General features: G+C 25.2%; 14 protein-coding genes. All 14 read right to left on the minus strand.

The window, feature by feature from the left end:
• Positions 1-571: 571 nt before the first annotated feature.
• Positions 572-1,582, minus strand: coding sequence for a sensor histidine kinase (locus NG904_RS08980; protein ID WP_252216494.1), 1,011 nt, complete (start codon positions 1,580-1,582; stop codon positions 572-574).
• The gene (locus NG904_RS08985) at positions 1,579-2,250 is read right to left on the minus strand and encodes a response regulator transcription factor (RefSeq protein ID WP_252231215.1); all 672 of its coding nucleotides are present in this window, start codon (positions 2,248-2,250) and stop codon (positions 1,579-1,581) included. Before NG904_RS08985 ends, NG904_RS08980 begins: the two co-directional genes overlap by 4 nt.
• A 116-nt stretch (positions 2,251-2,366) precedes the next feature.
• Positions 2,367-4,382 carry an FtsX-like permease family protein gene (locus NG904_RS08990; RefSeq protein WP_252231217.1) on the minus strand — a complete coding sequence of 672 codons (2,016 nt, stop codon included), beginning with the start codon at positions 4,380-4,382 and terminating at the stop codon, positions 2,367-2,369.
• Positions 4,372-5,121, minus strand: a complete 750-nt coding sequence (locus tag NG904_RS08995; RefSeq protein ID WP_434062235.1) for an ABC transporter ATP-binding protein — start codon at positions 5,119-5,121, stop codon at positions 4,372-4,374. Before NG904_RS08995 ends, NG904_RS08990 begins: the two co-directional genes overlap by 11 nt.
• A gap of 257 nt (positions 5,122-5,378) precedes the next feature.
• Positions 5,379-5,810 (minus strand): MarR family winged helix-turn-helix transcriptional regulator, encoded by a 432-nt coding sequence (locus NG904_RS09000; RefSeq protein ID WP_252216483.1) that lies wholly within the window; start codon positions 5,808-5,810, stop codon positions 5,379-5,381.
• A gap of 239 nt (positions 5,811-6,049) precedes the next feature.
• Positions 6,050-6,361, minus strand: coding sequence for a thioredoxin domain-containing protein (locus NG904_RS09005; RefSeq protein ID WP_252216479.1), 312 nt, complete (start codon positions 6,359-6,361; stop codon positions 6,050-6,052).
• Positions 6,362-6,495: 134 nt separating this feature from the next.
• Positions 6,496-7,740, minus strand: a complete 1,245-nt coding sequence (locus tag NG904_RS09010; RefSeq protein WP_252231219.1) for an HD-GYP domain-containing protein — start codon at positions 7,738-7,740, stop codon at positions 6,496-6,498.
• Between the two features lie 378 nt (positions 7,741-8,118).
• A complete protein-coding gene (locus NG904_RS09015) occupies positions 8,119-8,754 on the minus strand; it encodes a hypothetical protein (protein ID WP_252216473.1) in 636 nt (211 codons plus the stop codon).
• Positions 8,755-9,203: 449 nt separating this feature from the next.
• Entirely contained in the window at positions 9,204-10,130 is a 927-nt protein-coding gene (locus NG904_RS09020) for a transketolase family protein (protein WP_252216464.1), read from the minus strand.
• 16 nt (positions 10,131-10,146) lie between these two features.
• A complete protein-coding gene (locus tag NG904_RS09025; RefSeq protein ID WP_252231221.1) occupies positions 10,147-10,959 on the minus strand; it encodes a transketolase in 813 nt (270 codons plus the stop codon).
• Between the two features lie 79 nt (positions 10,960-11,038).
• Positions 11,039-12,388, minus strand: coding sequence for a PTS ascorbate transporter subunit IIC (gene ulaA / locus NG904_RS09030; RefSeq protein WP_252216460.1), 1,350 nt, complete (start codon positions 12,386-12,388; stop codon positions 11,039-11,041).
• 78 nt (positions 12,389-12,466) lie between these two features.
• Complete coding sequence (locus NG904_RS09035; RefSeq protein ID WP_053341758.1) at positions 12,467-12,742, minus strand: PTS sugar transporter subunit IIB; 276 nt, start codon at positions 12,740-12,742, stop codon at positions 12,467-12,469.
• A gap of 2 nt (positions 12,743-12,744) precedes the next feature.
• Positions 12,745-13,146 (minus strand): PTS sugar transporter subunit IIA, encoded by a 402-nt coding sequence (locus NG904_RS09040; protein ID WP_252216458.1) that lies wholly within the window; start codon positions 13,144-13,146, stop codon positions 12,745-12,747.
• A 14-nt stretch (positions 13,147-13,160) separates the two neighbouring features.
• Positions 13,161-15,047 (minus strand): BglG family transcription antiterminator, encoded by a 1,887-nt coding sequence (locus tag NG904_RS09045; RefSeq protein ID WP_252231224.1) that lies wholly within the window; start codon positions 15,045-15,047, stop codon positions 13,161-13,163.
• Positions 15,048-15,388 lie beyond the last annotated feature (341 nt).

The following is a 15,388-nucleotide window of genomic DNA, read 5'->3' on the forward strand; positions in this document are numbered from 1 at the left end:
TTCTTGATTTCTGTTCAATTCTCAAAGACCAAATTTTCATTGTTGACTTTCTTGTCAACTTTTGTTTTATCGTGTCACCCTTAAGCGACTTAATTATTATAACATTTAATTTCTTTTCTGTCAACAAGTTTTTTAATCAGTTGAAATCTAATTTCTTAACTTCTTTTTAACTTGTTTGCCGCATCTCTCAGCGACGTGTTTTATCTTAACATCATCCATAATATATATTTATAACAAATCAATTCATATTTATAAATTATATTTAATATACTCTTTATTTCTCTTTTTAATTAATTTATCCTAATATTGACACACGTGGATAAGTTATTATTGTATACTACTACTTTACTGAGTCTTTCTATTGAAATTACTATATTAAATACTTAAACAGAGCTATTAATTGTATATTTATTCCATTAATAAGCTTTAATTATAAGCACATCTAATGTGTTCCCCCTGTTAAATATATATTTTTAGTATTTTATATTGTACTTATAAAACCTACTTGTGAAACACACAATCTATCAGTTCTTCTTTTTAATTCAAATTAAACACCAGCACAATGTTTAATTTATATATAAGTTAACTTTCCTATTGGGAAAATGATGTTTACTTTAGTTCCTTGGTCTTTTAAAGAATTAATATTTATAGATATCCCTAGTTTTTCTGAAAGCTTTTTACAAATATAAAGTCCCATGCCTGTAGACTTTCCATATATTCTTCCGTTTTCTCCAGTAAAACCTTTTTCAAAAACCTTATCTATATCTTGATCATTTATTCCAACACCATTATCTTCAACAACTAAGGTTACATTATGATTATTTTTTAAAGAATAAATTTTTATCTGTGCATTATTGTTTTTAGAGTACTTTAATGAATTTCCTATTATCTGATTAAGTATAAAATAGATCCATTTTTCATCACTATATACATTCTCTTCTAAATCATTTATTTCTAGGGATATCTTTTTAGTTATAAAATCTCTAGAATTATTTTTTATAACCTTATTAATTACCTTTTTTATATTAAATTCTTTAACTATGTAATCCTTGCTTACTTCACCTATCTTTGAATAATATAATACTTGCTCTACAAATTCCTCTACTCTCTTAATTTGATATTTTATTTTATTGGTAGTTTCATTTAAGTTATTATCTATAACTAACATAGATGATGCTATAGGTGTTTTTATTTCATGTACCCAAGTTTCTATATATTCTCTATAGTCTATTTGAGCATTTTTATATTTCTTTATTTCCTCATTCATATCTCTATTTGTTTCTTTTAATATATTATAAAGAAGTCGTCCTTCAATAAAATTTGGCTCTTCAATAAGTTCTGACAATAAATATTTTCTATCTAGCTTTTCAATCACACCATTTAAATTATCATAAAATTTCTTATATTTAAAAACTTCTATAACAAAATATATTCCTATTGGTAAAAACCATATTAAAAATGTTATAAAAATTAATACTAGTGGTGTTTTTAAAATTATCATTACACTAATTATACTTATAAATAATATAAAGTTTATTATTAAATAAAGTAATCTATCTTTTAAATATTCTAATATACTCATGGCATTATATATCCTAATCCTCTTCTAGTTTCTATCGCATTTTTTATTCCTATATCCTCAAGCTTTTTTCTTAATCTTGTTACATTTACAGAAAGCGTATTATCATCTACAAAAATATCCGAATTCCATAGTGCTTCCATTAGTATATCTCTAGAAACTATACTTTTTTGATTTTTTATTAAATAAGCTAGAATTTTTAATTCATTTTTTGTAAGTTCACAATATTCATTATTATAACTAATACTTCCATTAGACAAGTCCAAAGTTAAATCCTTATACTTTAAAATTTCAGATGAATCATTCTTTTTATAAGTTCTCTTTAAAATTGATGATATTCTAGCTAATAGTATTTGTGTATTATATGGTTTAGTTATAAAATCATCTGCACCTAAATTCATACTCATAAGTTCATCTATTTCACTATTTCTGCTTGTAACTATAATTATAGGTATATCTAAATTTTTTCTTATTTCTCTACATATATGATATCCATCAAATAATGGTAAGTTTACATCAAGTAAAATTAAATCATAATTATTTTGCTCTATATGATTCACTACATTAGAAAAATCATCTGTAATACCAACTTCATATCCATATCTATTAAGAAGATTTTTTAATTCATCTCTTATAGTAACATCATCCTCGACTATCATTATCTTATACATGATACTTCTCCTTTTTTGATATATTTTTTTGTTCTCAAGTTTAATATCGTACTATCTCTATAAAAATAACTACCTTAAATAAAATTTTATTATCTAAAGTAGTTACTTGTTTTAATTTATTTTGCGTTGTTTATCGTATTTTTATATGCAACAACAGTTGTATAAAAATATCCACCATATATAACTAGTATTAATGCTACTGTAGAAATAGATGCTATACCTATATCAGATTTACCATAAAACTTTATATAATCATTAACAACATGTATTCCTACTACTGAATGTATTAATGCTAAAACTAGCGGAATCATAAAATATATAAATACTTGAACAAGTATAGTTTTATTTATCATTTTTTTAGGAACTCCAATTCTCTTAAGTGATTTATACCTTTCTAAACTTTCACTTATTTCAGATAATTGTTGTAATGCTAAAATTGCAGCACTAGATATTAAAAATACAATTCCTATATATATTCCTACATATATTATTAAAGTAGATTCTCCTCTATTTGTTGCATATATATCAGTCTTAGTATCTCCTAAAATAAATATACTATCTTCTCCAACTGATTTATTAGAATCAGTAAACATTTTGAAAAACTTATGATATTTTTCTTCAAAATATTCTTTATTATCTTTAGGATAGTTTACATTAAAATATGCTACACTAGGTTTAATATTCTCTAAAACATTATCAGGAACTATTATTGTAAATATATTTCCTAATAAAGTTGAACTACTCAAAGCTTCTTTGAAAATTTTTTCATTATATATTTTATAATCCTTATTATTTAAACTTATTTTATTTTTTTCTTTTACAAACTTATTTAATGATTTTTCTAAATCATTAAAATTAGAAGTTATTATTACTTCATTATCTTTTAAGCTTACACATTCTTTATTTTTTAATTTTAATATATTATTGTAATCAGAAATTTTCACTAAACTTATTTCATTTGGTCCATCTTGTAATAATTTTTTAGTAGAATCATCTACATCCTGTAATAAATTATTGATATTAAATTCAACTCTATATTCATTATAAAATTCTATATTTTCACCTTCATTAAAGTTAAAGTTAATTTCATTTAGTGCGTCTTTCATATTTTCAATTTTGTTATCATCTTGTAAAAACATATATCCAGATACATCAAAGGGAGTTGATGCTTCTAAGCTTTTTTCCATTGTGTTCTTAAGACTAATCCCTGTAGATAATATTGTTACCGTAAAAAATAACATTAAACATATTAAGCTCATAGATATAAAATTAGTATTTACTTTGCTATATATTTGTCTGCTTACAAATATATTTAAATTTTTAAAATATATATTTTTATTTGAGTTTACTATATATAAAATAAATCCTGCTAATCCAAAATAAAACATAAAAGTTCCAATAACACCTAATAATATAGCTAACTTGAATCTAATATCATTAATATTTAATCCACTTTTATTAATACAGTAATAAGCTAACACTAGTATAATTATTGATAATATAAACAATATTATATTAAATTTATTATTTCTTATTTTAATATTTTCACTCTTTTTAGGTGAATTAATCATATCTATTAATTTATATTTAGAAATAATAGTTACATTAAATATCATTGCAAATATAAATATAATGCTAAAATACAATATAGTTTTTAATATTGCTGATCCTGAGATTATAAATTTATAATCTATCATAGGTACTTCAAACATCTTGGCGGTAAATACTGATAATCCCTGTGATAAGATAACACCTATAAATAATCCAATAATTAAAGAAATCAATCCAATAATAAATGTTTCAAAAACTAAAATCTTAGATATTTCAGATTTTTTCATTCCTAAAGTCATATATATTGCAAATTCTTTTTTCCTCTTTTTTATTAAAAAATTATTTGCATATAAAATTAATCCACATAATACAAAAGAAATAAAAACTGAAATTCCAGAAATAAAATTATTTATTAATGTCATAATCTCACTTTGGCTACCATTAAGAGAAAATATCATCTTTTGTGATTCTATAGAATTAAAACTATAAAATATACATACACCAAAAGTAAGTGTTAAAAAATATATTGCATAATCCTTAAAGCTTCTTTTTACATTGTTTTTAGAAATTTTAAAAAACATCGCTAGAGTCACCCCCTAAAAGAGTTACAACTTCAATTATTCTATTAAAAAATTCTTTTCTTGTATCGGTACCTCTAATTAACTCATTAAATATTCTTCCATCTTTAATAAATAAAATTCTATGTGCATAACTAGCTGTAAATGCATCATGAGTAACCATAAGTATAGTTGCCTCTAAATTACTATTTAACTTTTCAAATGACTCTAAAAGCATTCTTGAAGATTTAGAATCTAATGCTCCTGTTGGTTCATCGGCTAATATTAATGAAGGATTTTTAACTATTGCTCTTGCACACGCAACTCTTTGTTTTTGTCCTCCAGATATTTGGTATGGATATTTATTTAATATCTCTTCTATTCCTAATTCTTTTGCTACATTTTTTATTAATGAATCTATTGATCTTTTTCTTTTATTTTGAATAGTTAATGCTAATGCTATATTCTCATATGCTGTTAAAGTATCTAATAAATTAAAGTCTTGAAATACAAAACCTAATTCATCTCTTCTAAAATCTTCTAAAGATTTAAGTTTTAATCTAGTAATATCTTTATTGTTTATTGTTATACTTCCTGTTGTTACATTATCTATTGTAGAAATTAAATTTAATAATGTTGTCTTTCCACTACCTGATGGTCCCATTATACCTATGAATTCACCTTTTTCTACATTAAAACTTATATTATCTACTGCCTTTGTTATGTTATCCTTATTTCCATAATATTTTTCAATCTTATCCATTTTTAATATCGTACTCAATTACATCACTCCAAACATTCTTATAGACAGTATTATAAACAATGTAGTTAAAATCACATATCTATATATCTTTCATTTAAATTACATTTTTGAAAGATAAGAAATAAAGTATCTACTCTATACTTTTCTTGAAACCTATTGATATTACTTACTCTAAAGTCTGTCCATCTCTATAATTTCCTGTACAAAAAAAGATATTTCCAAAATAAATTCTATTTTTAGAAATATCCCCTATTACACTATTTAATACTATTTAATAAATTATCTAAGTTTTCTTTTAAAGATTTAGCTTGTTCTTGAGATATATTTATTTTACAGCACATCTCATTAGGAACAGTAACTATCTCCTCTTTTAACTGTCTTCCTTTATCAGTTAATTCAACAATAACTACTCTATCATCATTTTTATCTCTATATCTATTAACCAATCCCATAAATTCTAATTTTTTTAATAACGGTGTTAATGTGCCAGAATCCAAATGCAATCTTTTACCAATGCCTTTTACTGTAATTTTCTCATCTTCCCACAAAACAAGCATTGCAACATATTGAGTATATGTAAGATTAAATTTATCTAAAACTGGCTTATATAATTTAATTATTTCTCTAGAAGCTGCATATAAAGAAAAACAAACTTGATTTTCTAATTTAATGCAATCATATTTACTCATAAAATTCTCCTATTCTTAATATATATAAATTTCAAATTAAAATATCAAAATTAAATTTTAACAAATTAAATCTATTAAAATAATATTATAATTATATAAATTTTATGTCAACACATATAAATAATGTAGCTCTATCATATACTATTTAAAATTAAATTTATTCAGCCTTAAAAAATTTTATAATTTTTTATACAAAAATTTAAGCTTCTTATTATATTAATATAATAAGAAGCTGTTTTTTACAAATTAGCTTCTATATTTTGTTTTAATACATCCTTAGGTAAAAATCCATTTAATTTGCTTACTTCTTTACCATTTTTAAATATCATAATAGATTGAATTGAAGGAATATCATATTTGTTTACCAAATCTCTACTTTCGTCTACATTTACTTTCAAAAATTTTGCTTTATCAGCTACTTCATCTTTCACCTCATTAAATACAGGCGCAACTAACTTAGAAGGACTTCCTAAATTTGAATAAAAGTTCACTACTGTGGTCCCATCTTCTATTTCTTTTTTAAAATCAAAACTATAAACTTGTTTTATCATAATTCTAACCTCCAATTTTTATATTTGTTTGTTAGAATTATTTTTAGCTTCTTTTCTTTCTATATACATAAATTTTAATTTTATTTTAATTATTGGTAATAAACTTTTATTTTATTCTATTTTTTAACATTCCTTTATAATAACTTGTTTAACAAATCAACATATTCATTTTTTATATCTTCATATATTTTTATTAAATCATCAGTTTCTTGTTTTACTCTTTCAACTATATAATCATAATTTTCTACAATTAATTGAACTATGTTGTAATCTACTTTATTACTATTTGCCATATTTTTAAGTATTTCAACTATTCTGTCTTTGCTAAATTCATCTTTATAACTTCTAACAGCCATTAGTGCACTAAAAATATCTGCAATTGCTACTATTCTAGCTTCTCTTGATATTTCTTCACCTTTTAAACCAAATGGATATCCTGTTCCATCTAATTTCTCATGATGAGCCATAGCTATATCTCTAATATCATCTATATCCAAATTACTTAATATTTTGTATCCAATAATAGCATGATCTTTCATGATTTCAAATTCTTCATCTGTAAGTTTTCCTGGCTTCTCCAAAATATTTATAGGAGTAGCTATCTTTCCTATATCATGAATCATAGCTGAAATTTTAATTTTTATACACAAGTCATCATCAAAATTCATCAATTTCGCTACTTCATAGCTCATAGCTTGTACCACTATAGTATGTTTTACTGTTATCTCACTTCTAAAATCTATTGCATATGTTAACATCTTTATATAATTTATGATTTCTTCTCTACTAATATATTTCTTATCAAAAAATTCAATTAACTCATCTTTATATGTGTTATCCGCAAGCTTTTTATTAAAATCTGTTGTTTCTAAAGCTTTTAAATATAAATCTATATTTTCTTTTTTATATGCTTTTGTTCTATTTATAATTAATGATTTATTTATTTTATTATGCTTTAAATGAAGTAATGAAATATAATCTGCCAATCCCATTAATAGAGCTTCATTTGGCATATCTTTAATATTTTTTTCTTTAATCTCTGTGTCTGTAAAGTGATGACCTAGTACCACTTTATGCATCTCAGATACAGGTGAAAAATATTTAATAAATAATGAACCATATATAGCATGATTTATTGGCGCTATTGAATCTATTTCTATAAGTTTATTTCTTTCTGAAACTTTGTATGCCCCTATATCATGAAATATTGCTACTGTGCATAATTTTAAAACCTCATCATCAGTATAACTTCCATCAGCTTGCAATAGCTTCAATAATATATATGATACTTTTTCTCCATGGTCTAACAATCTTTTGTCCATTGCATTAAATGCCCTTTGCATTATTATTATTACATCTTTTAAAGTAACGTTTCTCATTGTATCTCCTATTTACCCTTCTTTGAAAATTTCTTATTTATACATATATTATACTTATTTTGCTTTAATTCCAATAATAAGAATATCAATATTTAAATATTATTTTCTTTTTCTTAAAATATCAATTGTTTTAATCTCAGCTATAGTAGAAAAAATTTTTGCTATTTTAGTGTACTTAAATTTTCATTTTATAAAACCCATATTAAAAAAGAAATATAAAAAAGAGCTAATTTCAAAATTATTATTTAAAATTTGAAAATAGCTCTTTTTTATTTATTGACCCTATTTTAAAATATGTGTTAATATTTACAATAGATTATTTTACATTGAAGTTGGACTTATCTATATCTCACAACCCCCTGCTAAAACATAGCCTATTTATTCTATAAGATGACAGAAAAAAGCATGTTGCTTATTTAGTTCTTTTTGATACCAATCTGTCTTTATTACACTTATATACCCATCCACTATTCTTTTTACTCGTTCTTCTTTAGTGAATTGCACAGTTATCATAGTTAAAAAGAATCCTATAATTGCTATTATTATTACATATCTCATTGTACTAGATAAATTTAAGAATATGCATAAAGATATTGATGAAAAGATTACTACAAATATTGATATATATGTAATAAAGTTTATAATTTTTTTAGTATCCTTTATCTTACTTACTAATTTGTCTACTGTAGATACATCCTTAAAAAACACATCTAGTTTATCTTTATATAACTCAATAAATTGAGATATTATATGTTTGTATATATCTTTATTTTTTATCTCTGAAATTCTCATACACATTACTAATGGATATTCATAATCACTTATGTCATTATATTCGTATTCATTTCTATTTTGTAGACTAGGAATTCTTACTTTTAATTGTCCTTTTACATCTAAAACTAATTCATAATTATCGTTAACCAGGTTTATAAAGTTATCTTTAATAATTTCTAATGATCTTATAACTGATGGATTACTTGAATATTTTTTTTCCAAAATATCTATAATTGTCATAATTCTATACCCTTTCAATAACCAAAATTTACAAAAATAAACAATCTAAGTATTCTATATTAAATTATATCAATATTTGTACATATTGTCCAAATATTGTATTTTGATTATATATATTCAAAATAATAATAAAAAATATAAATATATTTAAACATTTACCTCTACTTTAAGATATCGAGCAATATTTAAATATATTTATATCTATAAAATTTTTATTTAATTATGACATACCTATAATCATCCCTATAATATAAAATTCTATATACAAAAAATAAGGACATATCAAAACAAAATATTGATACATCCTTACTTTAAATATATAAATTTTATAAACTAATATGGCTAATTTAAATTATGATATTGCAGTATAAAAATAAGCTTATGTTGGAAACTATTTTAAAAATTTATAAATTAAACTCTATACTATAATATCAACAAATTATAAAACTTTATTTTACTAACTCTTTAGAAACTTTCTTAATGTTTTCAATAGTTAATCCATACTTTTCTAATAATCCATCTGGATCTCCAGATTCTCCGAATACATCATTAACCCCTATTTTCTTAACCATAGTCGGATGGTTATCGCAAACTACACTTGCTACTCTATCACCTAACCCACCAATTATTGAATGTTCTTCAACTGTTACAATTCCCTTTGTTTCTTTAGCTGCTTTTATTATTATTTCTTCATCTATTGGTTTAATAGTTGCAATATTTATAACTCTAGCATTTATACCTTCTGCTTTAAGTTCTTCAGCAGCTTTTAATGCCTTATGAACCATTATTCCAGTTGCAACTATTGTTACATCATTTCCTTCAACTAAAGTACTTCCTTTTCCTATCTCAAAATCATAATCTTCTGTATATATATCATCTAATGCAATTCTTCCTAATCTTATATAAACAGGTGATTTAATTTCAGCAGCTGCTTTAATACATTTGCAAGCTTCAATATCATCAGCTGGTGATAAAACTACCATGTTAGGTAATGATGCCATAAGTGCAATATCTTCTATTGCTTGATGCGATCCACCATCTGGACCTACTGTTATTCCTGCATGAGTTGCAGCTATTTTAACATTAACATTTGGATAACACACTGAATTTCTTATTACTTCAAATGCTCTACCTGCTGCAAAAACTGCAAAAGTAGTAGCAAAAGGTATTTTTCCACCACTGGCAAGACCTGCTGCCATTCCAATCATGTTTTGTTCAGCTATACCAACATTAATAAATCTATCTGGATGTGCTTTTGCAAAAATTTCTGATTTAGTAGCTTTTGAAAGATCCGCATCTAATACTACTATATTTTTATTTTCATTTCCTAATTGAGCTAAAGTTGCTCCATATGATTCTCTAGTTGCTCTTTTCATGTGCTTTCTCCTCCTACTATTTACTTAATTCAATTACAGCTTGTTCTTTTTGTTCTTTTGATGGAGCCATACCATGCCATGCAACATTGTCTTCCATAAAAGATATACCTTTTCCCTTGATTGTATGAGCTATTATTACTGTAGGTTTTCCTTCAACTTGTCCTGCTTTATTAAATGCTTCATCTATTTCATCAAAATTATGTCCATCACATTCTATAACATTCCATCCAAAACTTTTCCATCTATCGCCTAGTGGATCTACATCCATTATTTCTGATGTTCTTCCATCTAGTTGTATTCCATTTTTATCAACAATGGCAACTAAATTATCTAATTTAAATTTAGCAGCTGCCATAGCTGTTTCCCAAACGATTCCTTCTTGTATCTCTCCATCGCCTAAGACAACATAAATCTTTTCACTTTTATTATCCATTTTAGATGCTAAAGCTAATCCACAACTATTTGAAAATCCTTGTCCTAAAGATCCTGTAGAAATTTCAACGCCTGGACATTTCTTTGCATCAGGATGTCCTTGTAAAAATGATCCTAATTTTCTTAAATTCTTTAATTCTTCTCTTTCAAAGAATCCTCTTTTAGCTAGAGCTGAATATTGTGCTGGTGCAGCATGACCTTTACTTAAAATAAATCTATCTCTACCTTCTAATTTAGGATTTTTAGGATCTATGTTCATCTTTTCAAAATATAAATATGTAACTATATCTATTATTGATAAAGATCCACCTGGATGTCCTGAACCTGATTCATAAATCATTTCAATAATATCTTTTCTTAATTCTTTTGATATATTTTCTAAATGTTGCTTATTCATAGATTGTTACCTCCAATTTTATATTTGAAAAAATGAGGAATTAAATTCCTCATTTTTTTATTATATATTTATTCTTTTTTTATGCTTCTTTTTTCTTGCTTACCATTGTTAAGCCTATCATTATAGCAACTATTCCAAGTAATGTTGCAGTTAATCCTACTCCTCCAACAAACTCTTGAACTTTACCAAGGAATATACCAACTATTCCAAAGTCACCATCTGAGAATGTTGAGTTAGCAAAACCTAAGTTTCCTAGTACAGGTAATAATGCTACTGGTAAGAATGAAATCATAACTCCATTTACAAATGAACCTATCATAGCACCTCTTCTACCACCTGTTGCATTACCAAATACTGCTGCAGTAGCTCCTGTAAAGAAGTGAGGAACAACACCTGGGATTATGATTACTAATCCTAATGCTCCTAATACTAACATTGATACTACTCCACCTAAGAATGAGAAGATAAATCCTAATAATACAGCATTTTGTGCATATGGGAATACTATAGGACAATCTAATGCTGGTTTTGAATTAGGAACTAACTTAGTTGAAATTCCTTTAAATGCAGGAACTATTTCATTAAGTACTAATCTAACACCATTTTGGATTAATATAAATCCAGCTGCGAAAGTTAATGCTTGAATCATTGAATAAACTATAAAATTCTTTCCACCTGACAACTCTGTTTCTACAAATTCTGGACCTGCTGCTATAGCAACCCCAACATACAATACTAACATTGTAAGCGAAATTGAAACTACTGAATCTCTTAAGAAACTTAGAGATTTAGGAACTTTCATTTCTTCTGTTGATTTTGAACCTTTTCCTACTAATTTACCGATTATAGCTGATACTGCATAACCAATTCCTGAGAAGTGACCTAGTGCAACAGAATCATTTCCTGTAATTTTCTTCATGAACGGTTGTAATATAGCTGGTGATAAGATCATTATAAGACCTAATGCTAATGAACCTGTGAAGATTAAGTGAGCTCCACTCATTCCAGCTGATCCTAATATAACGGCTATCATACATGCCATAAATAATGTATGATGACCTGTTAAAAATATGTATTTGTACTTTGTAAATCTTGCTATTATTATATTAGCTATCATACCAAAAGTCATAATTAAAGCTGTGTTTGTTCCAAACTTGTCCATAGCCATTGCTACTACAGCTTCATTGTTAGGTATAACCCCTGATATATTAAATCCAGCTTCAAACATAACTCCAAATGGTTGTAATGATCCAACGATTACGCCTGCTGCTGATGCTATAACTACAAATCCAACCATTGCTTTTAATGTAGCTTTTACTATTGCATCAGCTGGTTTCTTTTGAAGTACTAATCCAACTAAAACTATAATACCTATTAATACTGCTGGTTCTGATAAAAAGTCTACTGCAACCTTTAAAATACCACCCATTATAATTCCTCCTAAGCTTAATAATTTACATATTTATTTTTTGGTAAAGTGGTAATTTAAATTACCACTTTACTTGTTTTAAAGACCTATTTTTTCTTGAATCTTTCTCTTTAATTCATCTCTATCTAATAAAGAGTCTAAAACTATAAGTTCTGGTAAGTGACTTGCACTATCTGCTAAATCTATTCCTGTTACAAATATATCTGCGTCTGATGCTGTTACGTCAGCTAAAGATGTGTGACTTGCTTCATATTGATCATCTACGCCTAATTCTCTTAATACATCCGTAATGTTCATTTCCACCATAAAACTTGATCCTAAACCTGATCCACAAACTGCCATAATCTTTTTCATAATTAAAGTACCTCCTTGATTTCTTTTTCACATTTTGAATTTATTATTATATCTAATTTTTCTTTATTCATACAAACTTCTGCAATTTTTCTTAATAAATCTAAGTGTGAGTCATTGTCCTTTGCAGAAAGTGTAAAAAACACATTTATTTCTTTTCCTAAAAAATCTACCGGATTGTTAAGTTTTACAACACTAACACCCTCTTTTAAAGTTCCATCTTCTGGTCTTGCATGCGGCATTGCTACCCCATCAGCTATACAAAAATATGGGCCAAGATCTTCTATCTTTTTTAATATAGAATCATAATATCTTTTTTCCACAATTCCGTTTTCTTCTAATATATCGCAAGAAAGCTTTATAGCTTCTTTATAATCCTCTACTCTATCAACAACTTTTACTAGCATTTATATTACCTCTCCTAAGTTATACTTTTTATTTCATCATAGTTTGCTGCATTTTTAAGTTTTTCTATATTCTGGTCTTTTGTAATTATTTCTAATAAGTTTACTAAATTCATATTCTCAGTTTTATTTGCTAATACAACCATAGCTTTAACTGGAACTTTGTTCTTACTGCCAAATTGTATCTCTGATTTAAGAGTTAATAATGCCATAGAATTTTCTAAAACATTATCTGGTGTAGCATGAACAAATGCTACTTTAGGTATAAACACCATGTAATTGCCTAAGTTCTCTACAACTTTTATAATTTCTTTTGAATAATCTTTAGTTATCTTATTTTTATTTACTAATGGTTTTGTTGCTACTTCTATAGCTTCTTTCCAGTCATCAATATCTACATCTAATTGAGTAACATCTTGTGGTAATAACTTAATTATTTCACTTTCATTATCACTCTTAACTAAATCTATTAAATACTCACAATTTTTTTCATAACGTTTATTGTAAATTTCAGTTTTAATTTTATCTACATCGCTATTATCTAATAATGGGTTTACTTTTATAACCTTGTATTTATCCGCTTTAACTGGAATAGTGCTTACTATAAAGTCTATATCTGTATTTTCAAGTTCTTTATCAAGATCTTTTAATCTACATACATTTTTTATTTCTAATTCAGGAAGCATAGCCCCTATTCTTACTTTTAAAAGACTTGATGTTGCTAGTCCTCCATTACATACTAGTAAAATTTTATATGTAAATTTAGATTTTATATTTCTCTCAAATATAGCATCAAAGTACATTGCCATATATGCTATTTCTTCTTCTGGGAACTTTACACCTATGATGTCTTCTTTGCTTGATAGTATAGTTTCAGTTATTTGGTATATGAAAGACATCTTGTATTTTATTTCTTCTAACATAGGATTTTCTATAACTAAATTGTTTTTTATTCTATGAATTGCTACTTTTAAATGCATTGCTATTTGGCTTGTAAATTCTAAATCATTACTACAGTCTATATTAAGAGTTTTGCAAAGTTCATCTAATATTTCTTGTGTTATATTATTTACTTCTCCTCCAACAGCTCTTCTAGATCCATCAGATATTTTCAATAAATAACATATTTCTAAATCATCTAAACTTAAGATTTCTTTTAAAACACTAAATTCTCTTCTTCTTATTAAACTGCTTTTTTCTTTTTCAGAATAATCAATTTTGAAATTATTATTATATCTATTTATTGATAGTAAAGTTATAATCTCTAATTCTTCTATTGATTCTTCAGAATATACTGTGCCTATGTTTTTTTCTACTTTCTCTATTTTTTCCTTAATAAAAGAATTTTTTAAGTTTGTTTCTTGCATTAATCTCTTTTTAATATCATGTTTCAGCTCATCACTTAATTTACTATATATACTGAAGAAAACATTTCTTATCTTTTCTTCATTGTCATTTATAGTTATTCCGTAATATGTTTTCTTTGAAACCTGTATATTATATTCTTCTAATTTAGCAGTTACTAATTTAAAATCTTGAACTAATGTATTCTTACTAACATCAACATCCTTAGCTAACTCTTCTATTGTCACTTTACCTTTTATAATTAAACTCAATATAATTACTGTTATTCTGTCATCAGAAGAATAAACTTTATAATCTTGTTCATTTATTACTTCTTGAATATTTTGACCATTTTTAAGAATTAATTTAATTCCTACTCTTGGCTTTCTTTCGAGAATTATATTTGATTCTTTCATTAAATCTTCAATAGAGTCTAAGTCATTCCTAATTGTTCTAGAACTAACTTCAAAAAACTTAGCAATACAATCAATTGTTACATATTCATCTTTTGATTCTAAAAAATTAATTATATCCTTCTGTCTCTTGTTAAGTGTAATCAACTTTTCCCTCCTCAAGCTACCTTATGTCATTATTGTAGTCGGTTTCATTAGTTTCTTCTATACCAATTTACTTCACGAATTGTGGCAACTTTTATAATATATTTAAATTTCAGTTTATACTTTAAGTACTTTTTATATTTTATTATATAGAATTTTGTCATTAAAATTTGTTTTTTGGAATCATAATTATACGATTTGTACTAAAAACAATATTCTATTAAACCAACAAATCTGTTTAATATTTATATTATTTTAATATTAATTAGATTTTATTAATATAGAAAATGGATACATCCTATTTAGTTAAAAATGATGTAGTGAATTAAAATATATATTGAAAT

The organism is Clostridium sp. ZBS15 (assembly GCF_023845705.1).
GTDB classification, from domain to species: Bacteria; Bacillota; Clostridia; order Clostridiales; family Clostridiaceae; genus Clostridium; species Clostridium aquiflavi.